Origin of the sequence: Parasphingorhabdus cellanae, from assembly GCF_017498565.1 — a bacterium.
GTDB classification, from domain to species: domain Bacteria; phylum Pseudomonadota; class Alphaproteobacteria; order Sphingomonadales; family Sphingomonadaceae; genus Parasphingorhabdus; species Parasphingorhabdus cellanae.
In genome coordinates this window covers 1,510,703-1,524,824 of the sequence record NZ_CP071794.1, presented here as the reverse complement: position 1 = coordinate 1,524,824, position 14,122 = coordinate 1,510,703, and the positions used below count along the sequence as shown (strand labels likewise).

General features: G+C 53.7%; 13 protein-coding genes. 12 read left to right on the top strand and 1 reads right to left on the bottom strand.

The window, feature by feature from the left end; genetic code table 11:
• The first annotated feature begins 1 nt into the window (after position 1).
• Genes bchB through hemA form a run of 12 tightly spaced genes read left to right on the top strand, consistent with a single transcriptional unit; the run spans position 2 to position 13,443 of the window.
• Entirely contained in the window at positions 2-1,552 is a 1,551-nt protein-coding gene (gene bchB, locus J4G78_RS07450; protein ID WP_207989762.1) for a ferredoxin:protochlorophyllide reductase (ATP-dependent) subunit B, read from the top strand.
• The gene (locus J4G78_RS07445; RefSeq protein ID WP_207989760.1) at positions 1,542-5,126 is read left to right on the top strand and encodes a magnesium chelatase subunit H; all 3,585 of its coding nucleotides are present in this window, start codon (positions 1,542-1,544) and stop codon (positions 5,124-5,126) included. Before bchB ends, J4G78_RS07445 begins: the two co-directional genes overlap by 11 nt.
• A gap of 16 nt (positions 5,127-5,142) precedes the next feature.
• Entirely contained in the window at positions 5,143-6,033 is an 891-nt protein-coding gene (bchL, locus tag J4G78_RS07440; RefSeq protein ID WP_207989758.1) for a ferredoxin:protochlorophyllide reductase (ATP-dependent) iron-sulfur ATP-binding protein, read from the top strand.
• Positions 6,030-6,725 (top strand): magnesium protoporphyrin IX methyltransferase, encoded by a 696-nt coding sequence (gene bchM / locus J4G78_RS07435; protein ID WP_207989756.1) that lies wholly within the window; start codon positions 6,030-6,032, stop codon positions 6,723-6,725. Before bchL ends, bchM begins: the two co-directional genes overlap by 4 nt.
• 53 nt (positions 6,726-6,778) lie before the next feature.
• Positions 6,779-8,149 (top strand): BCD family MFS transporter, encoded by a 1,371-nt coding sequence (locus J4G78_RS07430; RefSeq protein ID WP_310737258.1) that lies wholly within the window; start codon positions 6,779-6,781, stop codon positions 8,147-8,149.
• Between the two features lie 36 nt (positions 8,150-8,185).
• Positions 8,186-8,959, top strand: a complete 774-nt coding sequence (gene puhA / locus J4G78_RS07425; RefSeq protein ID WP_310737257.1) for a photosynthetic reaction center subunit H — start codon at positions 8,186-8,188, stop codon at positions 8,957-8,959.
• The gene (gene puhB, locus J4G78_RS07420) at positions 8,956-9,576 is read left to right on the top strand and encodes a photosynthetic complex putative assembly protein PuhB (RefSeq protein ID WP_207989752.1); all 621 of its coding nucleotides are present in this window, start codon (positions 8,956-8,958) and stop codon (positions 9,574-9,576) included. Before puhA ends, puhB begins: the two co-directional genes overlap by 4 nt.
• Positions 9,573-10,049 carry a photosynthetic complex assembly protein PuhC gene (gene puhC / locus J4G78_RS07415; protein WP_207989750.1) on the top strand — a complete coding sequence of 159 codons (477 nt, stop codon included), beginning with the start codon at positions 9,573-9,575 and terminating at the stop codon, positions 10,047-10,049. The genes puhB and puhC overlap by 4 nt, the downstream gene beginning before the upstream one ends.
• Complete coding sequence (locus tag J4G78_RS07410) at positions 10,046-10,342, top strand: O2-dependent cyclase accessory protein (protein ID WP_207989748.1); 297 nt, start codon at positions 10,046-10,048, stop codon at positions 10,340-10,342. The genes puhC and J4G78_RS07410 overlap by 4 nt, the downstream gene beginning before the upstream one ends.
• Positions 10,342-11,433: a magnesium-protoporphyrin IX monomethyl ester (oxidative) cyclase gene (gene acsF / locus J4G78_RS07405; protein ID WP_207989746.1), complete on the top strand. Its 1,092-nt coding sequence runs from the start codon at positions 10,342-10,344 to the stop codon at positions 11,431-11,433. Before J4G78_RS07410 ends, acsF begins: the two co-directional genes overlap by 1 nt.
• On the top strand, positions 11,427-12,209 hold the full coding sequence (gene puhE / locus J4G78_RS07400) for a putative photosynthetic complex assembly protein PuhE (RefSeq protein WP_207989745.1): 783 nt from the start codon (positions 11,427-11,429) through the stop codon (positions 12,207-12,209). Before acsF ends, puhE begins: the two co-directional genes overlap by 7 nt.
• A gap of 13 nt (positions 12,210-12,222) precedes the next feature.
• Entirely contained in the window at positions 12,223-13,443 is a 1,221-nt protein-coding gene (gene hemA / locus J4G78_RS07395; protein ID WP_207989743.1) for a 5-aminolevulinate synthase, read from the top strand.
• An 84-nt stretch (positions 13,444-13,527) separates the two neighbouring features.
• On the opposite strand, the gene J4G78_RS07390 is transcribed toward hemA, so the two are convergent.
• The gene (locus J4G78_RS07390; RefSeq protein ID WP_207989741.1) at positions 13,528-14,055 is read right to left on the bottom strand and encodes a c-type cytochrome; all 528 of its coding nucleotides are present in this window, start codon (positions 14,053-14,055) and stop codon (positions 13,528-13,530) included.
• Positions 14,056-14,122: the final 67 nt, after the last annotated feature.

The window sequence follows — 14,122 nt, the reverse complement described above, 5'->3', positions numbered from 1 at the left end:
GATGCAGCTTTCCGTCTGGACATATGAAGGCCCGCCCCATGTTGGAGCGATGCGGGTTGCCACGGCGATGGAAGGCATTCACTATCTGCTACATTCGCCACAAGGCGATACTTACGCTGACCTGCTATTCACTATGATTGAGCGACGCGGTAAACGTCCACCGGTTACTTACACGACATTCCAAGCGCGGGATCTCGGCAAGGATACCTCGCAGCTATTCCAGACCGCGGCGCTTGATACTGTGGAGCGTTTTAACCCCGATGCAATGCTGGTGGGCGCGTCCTGTACGGCTGAACTCATCCAGGACGATCCAGCAGGCTTGGTCGAAAATATGGGTCTACCTATTCCGGTGATTCCGCTTGAGCTGCCCAGCTATCAGCGCAAAGAACATTGGGGCGCGGCAGAGACTTTCTATCAGATTGTTCGCAAGCTTTCGGACAAGAGCCGTCGTCCGTCCGATAGGAATGGTCGCCGTCCATTGGTAAATCTGCTTGGGCCAACGGCTTTAGGCTTTCGGCACCGCGACGACATTATCGAAATTACCCGCTTGCTCGACAACATGGGCATTGATGTGAATGTGACCGCACCGCTGGGTGCTAGTGCGGCTGATATTGCTCGTCTTGGCGAGGCTGATTTTAACATTGTGCTGTATCCAGAAACAGGAGATTTGGCTGCGGACTATCTGAAGCGCGAATTTGGACAGCAAGCCGTGCGCACTGTGCCCATTGGCGTTGGCGCGACGCGGGACTTTGTTGGCGAAGTGGCCGCACTAGCCGGGGTTGATCCTGAACCAATGTTGGCGGATGGCTTGTCTCACCTGTCCTGGTGGAGCCGTTCCATTGACTCCAACTATCTGACCGGCAAGCGAGTTTTTATCTTTGGTGACGGCACGCATGCGGTGGCTGCCGCCCGCGTTGCCAGCGAAGAGCTGGGCTTTAAAGTTGTCGGCCTTGGTTGCTACAACCGTGAATATGCGCGCGATGTTCGGGCAGCGGCCAAACTCTATGGTGTCGAGCCGCTGATCACCGACGATCATCTCGTCGTCGAAAAAGCCATAGCGGACGCGCAAGTGGAGCTCGTGCTGGGCACGCAGATGGAACGTCACATCGCAAAGCGGCTCGGTGTCGGTTGCGCCGTGATCTCTTCACCGGTGCATGTTCAGGATTTTCCCGCCCGTTTCTCACCGCATATGGGATTTGAAGGCGCGAACGTTCTGTTTGACGAATGGGTCCATCCCCTTGTCATGGGGCTTGAAGAGCATCTGCTCACCATGTTCCGCGATGATTTTGAGTTTAATGATCATGCCGGTCCATCGCATCTGGGTCCCGGGCACAGCGCGCCAACCGCTGAAGCTGTGGGCGAGGCTGTCGCTGCGCCCGCGAATGATACCGAAGCGGTGTGGAGCGAGGATGCCAGTCGTGAATTGAAAAAAATTCCGTTCTTTGTGCGCGGCAAAGCCAAACGGAATACTGAAACATTTGCCGCCGAGCAGGGTGTGTCCACCATCGAGTTGGAAACCCTCTACGAAGCAAAGGCGCATTATGCCCGGTAATAGCCGTCCTTCCGTCCGCGTCGTCATTGTGACGCTGGACAATCACCTCTCCGGAGCGGTTGAGCGTGCCAACCAGCAGCTTGCAAAGGACAATGTCAGCATCGGTTTTTATGCGGCTGCGGACTGGGATCGCGATGCTTCGGTGCTGGAAAATGCGAAAACAGATATTGCCACAGCCGATATCATTATTTCGACCATGTTGTTCCTGGAAGACCATGTGCGCGCCATTCACCCGGCTTTGTTGGCCCGTCGAGATGATTGCGATGCGATGGTCGGTATAATGTCGACGGCCGATGTTGTGAAGCTGACGCGGCTTGGCGATTATGATATGAGCAAGCCGACCAAGGGGCCGTTGGCGTTGCTAAAGAAACTGCGCGGTTCCAAAAAATCAGGCAGCTCTGGTGCTGGTCAGATGAAGATGCTGCGGCGCTTGCCCAAAATTTTGCGCTTCATTCCTGGCGCTGCGCAGGATGTGCGGCAATATTTCCTGACCCTGCAATATTGGCTCGCCGGTTCTGACGACAATGTCGTTGATATGGTGCGCGGACTTATCGACAAATATGCCAGCGGCGAGCGCGCTGTTCTTAAAGGGCAGTTTGAAGCAGAGCCACCGCGCGAATATCCAGAAGTCGGTGTTTATCATCCGGACCTTGAAGAGCGGTTGACCGAAGATGCCAGCAAGCTTCCAAAAGCGAAAAAGACATCTGGTACAGTCGGCGTGCTGATGTTGCGGTCTTATCTGCTGGGCCGCGACACCGGCCATTATGATGGCATGATCGAAATGCTCGAAGCGCAGGGCCTTCGCGTGATCCCAGCCTTTGCCAATGGACTGGATTCGCGTCCTGCTATCGACAAATATTTCGTTGAAGATGGCAAGCCTGTGGTTGATGCCGTGATCAATTTGACGGGCTTTTCGCTGGTTGGCGGACCCGCTTATAATGATGTCGATGCGGCGGTAGAGACATTGTCGGGACTAGACGTGCCTTATATTGCCGCCCATCCAATCGAGTTTCAGTCTCTCGAACAATGGGGCGCGGGCCAGCGGGGTTTGCTGCCACTCGAAACTACGATGATGCTGGCTATTCCGGAACTCGATGGCGCGATTGCTCCGAGCGTGTTTGGCGGGCGTTCGGACGGTTCTCCCGAAGGGTGCTCCGGCTGCAGCCGCAATTGCCACTTTGCCACCAATGACAATGTCCGCGCCATGGAATTTTGCTTTGAACGGGCGACGGCATTGGCCAAAAAAGTTTCCGAGCTGATTGCCATGCGCCGTGTTGAAAGAGCGCAGCGCAAGCTGGCGATCGTCTTGTTTAACTTCCCGCCCAATGCGGGGGCAGTAGGTTCAGCAGCGCACCTTGCTGTTTTTGAATCACTTCATGCTACTTTACAACGCTTGCAAGCAGAAGGATATGATCTGGAAGCGCCTGCTACGGTGGACGAGCTTCGTGAGACCATTCTTCATGGCAATGCGGAGCAATTTGGCGCTGATGCCAACGTAGCGGTCAAGATCAGTGCGGATGACCATGTCCGTAGCGAGCCTCATTTGAAGGAAATCGAAGCGCAATGGGGACCGGCGCCGGGCCGTCAGCAAAGCGATGGCCAGAGCATCCATGTTTATGGCGCGCATTTCGGCAATATCTTTGTCGGTGTTCAACCGGCTTTCGGCTATGAAGGCGATCCGATGCGGTTGTTGTTTGAAGGCGGCTTCACCCCGACCCATGCTTTCTCGGCCTTCTATCGCTATATCCGCGAGGATTTTGGGGCGCATGCTGCTTTGCATTTCGGCACGCATGGTGCGCTGGAATTCATGCCTGGCAAGCAAGCGGGTATGAGTGCCGATTGCTGGCCGCAGCGGTTGATCGGTGATCTTCCGAATTTCTATCTCTATGCGTCGAATAATCCGTCCGAGGGCATTATCGCCAAGCGCCGGTCGGGTGCGACGTTGATCAGCTATTTGACACCGCCGCTTGCGCAAGCGGGATTATATAAAGGCTTTACCGATCTCAAGGCGCTGCTGGAGCGCTATCGGGTAACGTCAGATGAAGATCAGGAACGTGGCGATCTGGAAGACATGATCCGCGATCAATGCGCAGAACTGGATATCGAAGCGGGCGATATGGATAGCTTGCCCGGACGGCTATATGAAGTTGAACGCGAGCTAATCCCTCAAGGTTTACATGTTTTTGGCGGCAAGCTGCCTGAAGATGATCGCAACAATCTGGTCGACGCGATGTTGGACGCCACACCGGCACTGGAGCGCGCCGATATCGAAGCGAAGCTCGATGCGAACGACGAACTAGATGCATTGGTCGGGGCGCTTGATGGCAATTATGTTCCTCCCGCTCCCGGCGGCGACTTGCTGCATAATGCAGAGATATTGCCAACAGGGCGCAATATTCACGGCTTTGACCCGTTCCGCATGCCCAGCCAGTTCGCGACCAAAGTTGGCTTTGCACAAGCCGATCATCTGATCGCACGGCATCAGGCGGATGGCGGCACGCTCCCTGAAAGCATTGCGATGGTGCTGTGGGGCACGGACAATATGAAAAGCGAGGGCGCACAGATTGCGCAGGCGATGGCCTTGATCGGCGCACGGCCGCGGTTCGATGATTATGGTCGTTTGGCTGGCGCAGAGCTTATTTCGCTGGAAGAATTGGACCGTCCACGGATTGATGTTGTTGTTACGCTATCCGGAATTTTCCGCGACCTTCTGCCATTGCAGACCCGCATGCTTGCCGAGGCAACCTATTTGGCAACGGTAGCGGATGAGCCAGTAGAACAGAATTTTGTCCGTAAACACAGCCTTGCGCATCAGGCGCAGCATGGTTGCGATCTAGAGACCGCAAGCCTGCGTGTCTTTTCCAACGCCGAGGGCGCTTATGGTGCCAATGTCAATATGATGATTGACGACGGCGTTTGGACCGATCCCGAAGAGCTGGCCAATATGTTTGAAACGCACAAGGGCTATGCCTATGGCCGCACGGGTGAACCAGCGCAGCATCGCGAACTGCTCGAAAGCGAACTGGCAGGGGTAGAATTAACCTACCAGAATCTGGAATCAGTTGAACTCGGTGTGACCGACATCGACCATTATGTTGATGGTCTGGGCGGTATGAGTAAAGCGGTCGAAAAAGCCCGTGGCAATGCCGCGCCTGTTTATGTCGTCGACGCGACCCAAGGGGACACGAAAGTCCGCACCCTCGGCGAGCAGATTGATCTGGAAACCCGCACCCGGATGCTCAATCCCAAATGGTATGAAGGCATGCTCAAGCACGGTTTTGAAGGCGTACGCGAGATTGAAAGTCACGTTACCAATACTATGGGCTGGTCAGCGACAACCGGTACGGTTTCCCCTTGGGTCTATCAGAAAATCAGCGAAACCTTTGTTCTTGATGAAGCAATGCGGGCGCGGCTTGCGGAACTTAATCCGAAATCATCATCCCGTGTCGCCGATCGTCTGCTTGAAGCCTGCGACCGCGAATTGTGGAGCCCCGACGAAGAAACTTTGGCAGCTCTCAGAGCAGCCAGCGACGATTTGGAGGACCGGCTCGAAGGCCTGGTCGCAGCAGAATGACAGGAGCGATAAAAGCATGACACTTTTAGATGGAAGCGACTCCCCACCCGATGGCGAAGGCAGCGTTCAAGTTGCCCTTGACCCCGATGACAAAATCAAGGGCGCAAAGGTATTTGCGGTTTATGGCAAAGGCGGGATTGGCAAATCCACGACGTCGTCGAACTTGTCTGCCGCCTTCTCGAAACTCGGTCACCGGGTCCTGCAAATTGGTTGCGATCCCAAGCATGACTCGACCTTCACGCTGACCAAGAAAATGATGCCGACGGTTATCGATGTTCTCGAAGAGGTCGACTTTCACAGCGAGGAACTGCGGACCGAAGACTTCATGTTTGAAGGATATAATGGCGTCATGTGTGTCGAAGCAGGCGGCCCTCCTGCTGGTACAGGCTGCGGTGGCTATGTGGTTGGCCAAACGGTCAAGTTATTGAAACAGCACCATTTGCTGGAAGATACGGACGTCGTGATTTTCGATGTGCTTGGTGATGTGGTGTGTGGCGGTTTCGCGGCTCCCCTCCAGCATGCAGACAATGCGGTCGTTGTCGCTGCCAATGATTTTGACAGCATTTTCGCAATGAACCGGATCGTTGCCGCGATTAATGCAAAAGCAAAAAACTATAATGTCCGATTGGCCGGGGTTGTCGCCAACCGGTCAGCAGCAACTGACGAGATTGATCGTTTCAGTGACGCCATCGGCATGCGGCGGCTAGCGCATTTTGCTGATCTGGATGCCATTCGGCGTTCACGGCTCAAAAAATGCACACTTTTCGAAATGGAGGATTCTCCAGAAGTCGAGGAAGCACGGCAGGAATATATGAACTTGGCTCGTAAACTCTGGGATGGTGTCGATGCTCTTGACGCTAAACCCATGAAGGATCGCGATATCTTTGAATTTTTGGGGTTTGAATGATGGAAAATAGCTTAACCTCCACGACATATCATGAGAGCCGCGTACGGTTGGAAAATTATTTCGACAAGACCGCGCGCAAAGCGTGGGAAGATCTGACGTCGGACGTCCCGGTAAGCGGCATTCGCGCCACCGTACGGGCTGGGCGCGATGAGATGCGCAATTTGCTGCTCTCTTCCTTGCCGACAGATATGCACGGAATGCGCCTGCTTGACGCGGGCTGCGGTACCGGTGCTCTTTCTATCGCCGCCGCCGAGCGCGGCGCAGATGTGATTGCTATTGACGTGTCGCAAGGCTTGATCGATGTGGCCCGGAAAAGGGCTCCTGAGGGTCTTTCGATTGATTGGCGGGTGGGCGATATGCGCAACCGCGATCTTGGCATTTTCGATCATATCGTGGCGATGGACTCGCTCATTCACTATAATGTGGATGACGTAGTTGCTGTTCTCCGCGCATGGGCGGATCGTGCGAACGAGGTCGCGTTTACCTTTGCGCCAAGCACGATGTTGCTGCAAACCATGCATAAGGTTGGCATGCTCTTTCCGCGCAGCGACCGGTCGCCAGCGATCAAGCCGATTGCGGAATCCCGGCTTTCCAAAGAGATCGGTTCGATTCTACCTGAGTGGAAAATTGATTTCACGCAGCGGGTTTCCAGCGGTTTCTATAAATCGCAAGCCATGGGGTTGAGCCGCTAATGGACCAAAAGCCCTCAGCTGTAACATTTTGGCAATCCGTGGGAACGCGGTTTTTGCCTTTTGCAGATGCGGGCAGTGCGGACCTACCTTTGGCCCGGATTTTACGGTTGGCGCTGTTTCAGGTCAGCGTTGGTATTGCGGTAGTATTGCTCAATGGCACCCTGAACCGGGTGATGATTGTCGAGCTTCGGACGCCCACGTGGATTGTCGCTTTGATGATCGCGATCCCGCTCTTGGTTGCGCCCTTCCGGGCTTTAATCGGCCATCGCAGCGATACGCATCGTTCTGTGCTTGGCTGGCGACGTGTGCCATATATCTGGTATGGTACTTTGACGCAGTTTGGCGGTCTTGCGATCATGCCCTTTTCCCTTGTCTTGCTGACCCGGCCCGATACCTTCGCGATTGGTCTGGTTGCTGGTTGTCTTGCATTCCTGCTCACCGGCACGGGCATGCATGTAACCCAGACAGCCGGCCTTGCGCTGGCGACCGACATTGCATCCGAAGACAAACGCCCTCGGGTGGTGGCGCTGCTTTATGTGATGCTGCTGATCGGCATGACGCTGGCTGCCTTCACCATTGGAAATTTGCTGGTTAATTTTACAGCGACCAAGCTGGTGCAAGTAATTCAGGGCGCGGCAGCGCTTACAATAGTGCTCAACATCATCGCGCTTTGGAAACAGGAAGCACGTAATAAGGCGGTGACCATGTCCAGCGAGCCCCCGACCAGATTCTCCGACATATGGGCAGCTTTCACAAGCCAACCCAACACCAAGCGTTTGTTGCTCGCAATTGGACTGGGCGCGATGGCATTCGCGATGCAGGATGCTTTGCTCGAACCGTTTGGCGGAGAGATTTTAGGGCTTTCTGTGGGCTCGACCACTGCGCTGACAGGCGCTTGGGCAATGGGCGCGCTGGTTGCCTTTGCCTATTGCGCCAACCGTCTTTCAGCTGGTTCCGATCCCTTGCGGCTTGCCGGATTTGGCGCAGTTGCGGGTGTTGCCGCTTTTTTAATGACGCTTTTTGCAGCGCCTCTAAGTTCCGCATCTTTGCTGTTTATCGGCGCCGCAATAATTGGTTTCGGCACCGGGCTATTCTCGGTGGGAACAATGATCGCCGCGATGGGACTGGCGCAAAAAGGTTCCGAGGGCCTGGCCCTGGGAGCATGGGGTGCGGTGCAGGCGAGCTGTGCCGGTCTTGGTATCGCCTTTGGCGGCTTGATCCGGGATGGGATGGCCTATTTCGCGATGGCAGACGGTCTGGGTTCAACATTGGCGGATCGCGCGACCGGATATGGCACAGTTTATTGTCTGGAAATCCTGTTGCTGCTGGTGACGCTGGTGGTGCTTGGCCCGGTCATCGGTCTTGGTCGGCCGAAAAATACGGATGATATGGAAAGTTTTGGTCTGAGTGAATTCCCGACTTAACGGCGGGATCGGAAACATGTTTCGAGAGGAGAATGGATGATGGATGATGTAAAACTGGTGGGCACATTTGATGTGACCGAGTTGGTGTTTTTGGCGTTTGTCTTGTTCTTTATCGCGCTCGTATTCTATCTTCGTCGTGAAGATCGCCGCGAAGGCTATCCGTTGGAAGATGAGACAACGGGGCGGGTCGACACGCATGGCGGCACGCTGCTAACGGGAAAGCCTAAGACCTTTCTAATGCCTTTTGGTCGCGGAACAGTGACGACTCCGACACAAGGTCGCGAAAAGGTCGATGTGGCTGGCAAGCGGACATTTCGCTCTCCCGGCGCGCCTTATTATCCGACCGGAAATCCCCTTGAAGATGGCATTGGACCAGCCTCGTGGGCAGAGCGCTCCAGGCATCCCGATCTTGATGCAGAAGGACATAACCGGATTGTTCCCATTGGTACAACGCCGCACATCACGGTTGATCGCCGGGATAGCGACCCTCGTGGTATGGCTGTGATAGGCGCAGATGGTGAAACGGCTGGCACTGTATCTGATATCTGGGTTGACCGCGCCGAGCATCAAATCCGCTATCTCGAAGTCGATACCGGTGCCAAGAAAGTGCTCGCACCAATGGGTATGTCCAAGGTGAAAGGCAAAAAGAACCAAGTCGTGATTGATGCCATTAATGCGGATCAATTTGCCGCTGCGCCGGTTCCTGCCAAAGCGGACGAGATTACTTTCTACGAAGAAGAGCGCGTCGTCGCTTATTTCGGTGGCGGCTATCTCTATGCCAACAAAGACCGCCAGGAGCCGATCTTATGAGTGAATATGATCATGAACCGGTAAGAGGACTTCCCGAAGAGCTGCCAGAGGATGAGCATATCATCTGGCAAGACGCTCCCGATTGGAAAGCCATGGTGATCTCGGCATTGCACATCCGACTCACCGTCATCTACTTTCTCGTCATTTTTGCGGTTGCGATATTTCGCGGCGATACGGGAACGGCCATTGCCATGACCGCATTGGGTGCGACCGCCACAGGTTTGTTCGTGCTGTTCGCTTGGGGAGTGGGTCGGACAACTATCTATACCCTAACCAACAAACGTGTTGTGTTGCGGATTGGCGTAGCGCTGAACAAGTGTATTAATTTGCCCTTGAGTGAGATGGAAGCCGCCAATTTGAAACTGGTGGATGGTGATCATGGTAATATCGCGCTGAGCCTCAAAGGCATGCCGCGTCTCGGCTATCTGATGCTTTGGCCGCATGCTCGTTCGCTGCGCTTCGTGCGGCCGCAACCGATGTTGAGAGCTATTCCGGATGCGGAAAAAGTGGCGCGCTTACTGTTTGAAGCGACCGAAAATATTCAGCGGATCGCACCAGCCACCGAGACCAAAAATACCGAAACTCGCAATATTCCAATGGAAGGTCTGCCGGCATGAGCCAAGCGCATAATCATGATCCCACCATCCCGCGTGGCGCATTAATTGGCGCGGCCGTGCTACTGACATTTACCATGGTTTTGACTGGAGCAGTGAGTTGGGGATGGATTCCCCAATCCGCTAATCCCGAGCTATCCCGCGCCGCAGAGCAAGTTGCGCCAGCGGAAAAACGGAATTTGAATTTCGCTGATCGGGAAGATGGTGCCGTGATTATATCGGATGCGGCGACACAGGATATCGTGAAAGTCATAGCCTATGGCGAAGGTGGCTTTGTTCGCGCAACCATGCGCCGGATGGCCAAGACACGGGCTGCTTCCGGAATCGGCTCCGAACAGCCATTCACGCTAATCCGCTGGGAAAATGGCGCGCTGTCACTGCATGATCCAGCAACTGGCAAAAATGCTGAAATTCATGGCTTTGGTGCAGACCATAGCACAACATTTGCAGAGATGCTGAAGGAGCCGAGCGCATGATTAGCCTATTTTCCAAAGAAAAATTCGATACCCGCTGCCGGGTCGAAATTGAACAAAGCTCGGACCACTTTCATGCCCATGTCGAATTGGCCGGGAATGTTCCGATTTTCCCTGGTGACAGTGTGAAGGTACATGGCGAACCGATCATGGTTTCTTTTGGCGAAAAGGTTTTTTTTGACCGGGTCGCCACGGTTCAGCGCGCTGGTATGTTCCGCCGCGCATGGACCAAATTCGCAGGTCATTTTGAAATGGCCGAACTCTATGAAGTCAGCTTTACCCCTGGGAGGCTCTGATGAACGCACAGACGAAAATCGAACTGGCCAAAACCAAACTAGTATTGGACGAAACACCAGATACGATGGCGATTGCCACGCAGGACACGGTCCTAGCTCCGCGCTTCTATACCACCGATTTCGATGCCATGGACAAACTGGATGTTTCTCTCGTTCGTGAGGAATGGGATGAGTTGATGGATGAAATGGAGGGTGATCCCAACAAGAAGCATTTCAAGAAAACGGATGCGTTTGATGGGGTGATCGAAGGTCTGGAGCCAGAGCTGCAAAAGGAGTTTATCGACTTTCTCGCGAGCTCGCTAACCTCAGAGTTTTCCGGCTGTATCCTTTACGCCGAAATCGCAAAGCGCACAAAAAATCGCGACATGAAGCGCTTGTTTAAGCTGCTCGCCCGCGACGAGAGCCGCCATGCTGGCTTCATCAACGAAACGCTGAAAGGCGCTGGCATCGGCATTGACCTGAGTTTCCTGACCAAGGCCAAGAAATATACGTTCTTCAAACCGAAGTTTATTTTCTACGCGGTCTATCTGTCGGAAAAAATCGGTTACGCACGCTACATTACAATATTCCGTCATCTGGCGAAAAGCCCTGAAAATAAGTTCCACCCAATTTTCGATTGGTTCGAGGAATGGTGCAATGATGAGTTTCGCCATGGCGAAGCCTTTGCTCTGCTGTTGCGGGCCGATCCGAAACTGTTGAAAGGTATGAACAAGCTGTGGATCCGCTTCTTCCTGCTGTCGGTCTATGCAACCATGTATGTGCGCGATCATAACCGGCCGGTTTTCCACAAGGCACTCGGTGTGCATCCCGCAGACTATGGCTATGAGGTATTTTCGATCTGCACCGAGATCAGCAAACAGGTATTCCCCGTCAAGCTGGATACCGATGATCCGCGTTTTCGCAAACAAATGGAAAATTTGCGCCTCGCTTCTGTTGCGATGGAAGATGCCAAGGCACGCGGCGGGATCAGCGGCAAACTAGGCCGGGTCAAACATATGTGCAAAGCTGGTTTTGCTTTTGCACGCATGTACTTCATGAAACCTCAGGTGAATGAATTGCCCCAGCAGATCAGGCTCTCTCCTGCATGGTAGGATTTGCTGATCTTGGTTTGCCCTTTATCGTAGTGATTGCACTATGGTTTGTCGGCACCGGGCTGGTAGCAATGCTGAACCATCGGCTGCGCCAATCCTTTGGCCGAGCACTGATTATCTCGGGAGCCTGCGCGATCGGAGGGCTGGCTTTGCTCGCTCTGACCAGTCAATCGACCGCGATATGGGCGACTTACGTCTCTTTCGTCGGCGGTCTGATGATCTGGAGCTGGCATGAAATCAGTTTCCTCACCGGTGCCGTTGCGGGATCGCATCGTGATCCATGTCCAGAAGGGGCAACCGGATGGCGACGTTTTTCTTATGCAACTATGGCATTAGTCCATCACGAGATCGCGCTGGCCATGACGGCAGGGCTGCTGCTTTCTCTGGCTGCTGTTACCGCCAATCCAACGGGTGCCTATGCTTTTGCACTGCTGCTAATTTTCCGGCTCTCATCGAAGCTGAATATCTATTTCGGCGTTCCGAATATGAGTGATGAGTTGCTGCCGGACCATTTGGAATATCTCAAAAGTTATTTCGGGCCGAAGCATTTGCGGCCGATGCTGATTATTTCAATGGTTATGATTCTCGCGCTGGCCGGCTATTTCGCAAGCGCAGCTTTTACGGCGACTTCAGCAAATGAGACGGTGCAGGCGGCCTTGCTATGCTGCCTCTCCCTGCTCGCTGCGCTTGAGCATTTTTTTCTCGCGATACCGTTCAAGGATTCTGCTTTGTGGCAGTGGGCCTTGTCGGCGCGCAACAACAAGAACCGAATTTGAGGAGGGAAATAGGATGGATTATCAAGAATTTTTCGGGAGCGAGCTACAGGCGGTCAGAGACGAAGGTCGCTATCGTGTCTTTGCCGAAATAGAACGCAAAGCCGGAAATTTCCCGCAGGCGACACGCTATGTTGAAGACGGCACAACTAATGTGACAGTTTGGTGTTCCAACGACTATCTCGGCATGGGGCAACATCCAAAAGTTGCAGCGGCCATGCACAAGGTCATCGATGAATGCGGTGCCGGTGCAGGGGGTACCCGCAATATTTCCGGTACGAACCACCATCATGTTCTGCTGGAAAAAGAGCTTGCCGATCTACATGGTAAAGAAGACGCTCTGTTGTTCACTTCCGGCTATGTTTCAAACTGGGCCGCGCTCGGTACTCTCGCTGCGCGCATTCCCGACTGTGTCGTCCTTTCCGATGCGCTCAACCATGCCTCTATGATAGAAGGCATTCGTTACAGCGGTGCTGAGCGGATGATTTTCGAGCATAATTCTCCCGAAGATCTTGACCGCAAGCTGAGCACTTTGGACCCGGACAGGCCGAAATTAGTGGCCTTTGAAAGCGTCTATTCCATGGATGGCGATATCGCGCCAATTGCAGAAATTCTGGATGTTTGCGAAAAGCATAATGCGATGAGCTATATCGACGAGGTGCACGGTGTGGGCCTCTATGGACCGCGTGGCGGCGGTGTTGCAGAACGCGAAGGCCTGATGGACCGGATCACAGTTATCGAAGGCACATTGGGCAAAGCATTTGGCGTGATGGGCGGATATATCTCTGCTTCGAAAGACCTTTGCGATTTCGTGCGTACTTTTGCCAGCGGCTTTATCTTCACAACCGCTATGCCGCCCGCCGTTGCTGCCGGAGCCTGTGCGAGCATCAAGCATTTGAAAGAGAGCAATATCGAACGGGATACCCAGAAAGAACGGGTTGAAAAGGTGCGCGATGCACTGGATCGTTTAGGTATTCCGCATCTGCCAAATCCGAGCCACATCATTCCGGTAATGGTTGGCGATGCCCATAAATGTAAGTTTATAAGTGACTGGCTGATGGATAATCACGGGATTTATGTTCAACCGATAAACTATCCGACAGTGCCGCGCGGAACGGAACGGTTGCGGATTACCCCGTCACCCGTTCACAGCGATGACGATGTTAATCGGTTGATCACCGCGCTGAGTGAAATCTGGTCACAATGCGAACTGGCGCGGCGGGACATTGCTGCTTAAAAGCGCGACAAAGGTAGCTCATTAGAAACAAAAAGGGCCGGGAATTACCCCGGCCCTTTTTGTTTCTATCCAAGGATCAGAAGATCAGCTTGGGTCTTTCAGATAGGCGATCACATCTGCGCGTTTTTGTGCATCAGGCAAACCAGCAAAGATCATCTTCGTCTTCGGGATCACGCGTTGCGGATTCTCGAGATACTGGAACATTTTTTCTTCGGTCCACGTAATGCCGCTATTTTTGTTGGCATCTGTATAGTTGAACCCTTCAACTGTGCCCGCTTCGCGGCCCACAATACCTGCCATAGATGGGCCGGTACGGTTCACGCCAGGATCGGTAACATGACAAGTGCGACATTGCGCAAATACCATCTTGCCAGCTGCTGCATCTCCGGTCAGGCTCGCATACTCGACGCCATCGAGAGTTTCTACGTTATCTACAGCGGGTGGACCAGTATCTGCTGGAGCCGCAGATGCTTCAGCTGTTTCCGGAGCTGGTTCGGGTGTTGCCGTTTCAGTTGTTTCTGCTGGCGCACTTTGTTCGGACCCACCGCCAGAACAGGCTGCCGCTAAAGCTGATAAAGCGACGACCCCCGCCAATGCTTTAAACCTGACCATATTCTCTCCTATTCATTTATTGATAGCATAATCAATATCTTAGCTACATAGCCTAGAATCCCGCCGA

Excerpts from the sequence above, each read along its gene's own strand:
- J4G78_RS07390 (WP_207989741.1), bottom strand. The coding sequence starts at position 14,055 with ATGGTCAGGTTTAAAGCATTGGCGGGGGTCGTCGCTTTATCAGCTTTA.
- J4G78_RS07445 (WP_207989760.1), top strand. The coding sequence starts at position 1,542 with ATGCCCGGTAATAGCCGTCCTTCCGTCCGCGTCGTCATTGTGACGCTG.
- puhC (WP_207989750.1), top strand. The coding sequence starts at position 9,573 with ATGAGCCAAGCGCATAATCATGATCCCACCATCCCGCGTGGCGCATTA.
- J4G78_RS07410 (WP_207989748.1), top strand. The coding sequence starts at position 10,046 with ATGATTAGCCTATTTTCCAAAGAAAAATTCGATACCCGCTGCCGGGTC.
- bchM (WP_207989756.1), top strand. The coding sequence starts at position 6,030 with ATGATGGAAAATAGCTTAACCTCCACGACATATCATGAGAGCCGCGTA.
- bchL (WP_207989758.1), top strand. The coding sequence starts at position 5,143 with ATGACACTTTTAGATGGAAGCGACTCCCCACCCGATGGCGAAGGCAGC.
- bchB (WP_207989762.1), top strand. The coding sequence starts at position 2 with ATGCAGCTTTCCGTCTGGACATATGAAGGCCCGCCCCATGTTGGAGCG.
- hemA (WP_207989743.1), top strand. The coding sequence starts at position 12,223 with ATGGATTATCAAGAATTTTTCGGGAGCGAGCTACAGGCGGTCAGAGAC.
- puhB (WP_207989752.1), top strand. The coding sequence starts at position 8,956 with ATGAGTGAATATGATCATGAACCGGTAAGAGGACTTCCCGAAGAGCTG.
- acsF (WP_207989746.1), top strand. The coding sequence starts at position 10,342 with ATGAACGCACAGACGAAAATCGAACTGGCCAAAACCAAACTAGTATTG.
- puhA (WP_310737257.1), top strand. The coding sequence starts at position 8,186 with ATGATGGATGATGTAAAACTGGTGGGCACATTTGATGTGACCGAGTTG.
- puhE (WP_207989745.1), top strand. The coding sequence starts at position 11,427 with ATGGTAGGATTTGCTGATCTTGGTTTGCCCTTTATCGTAGTGATTGCA.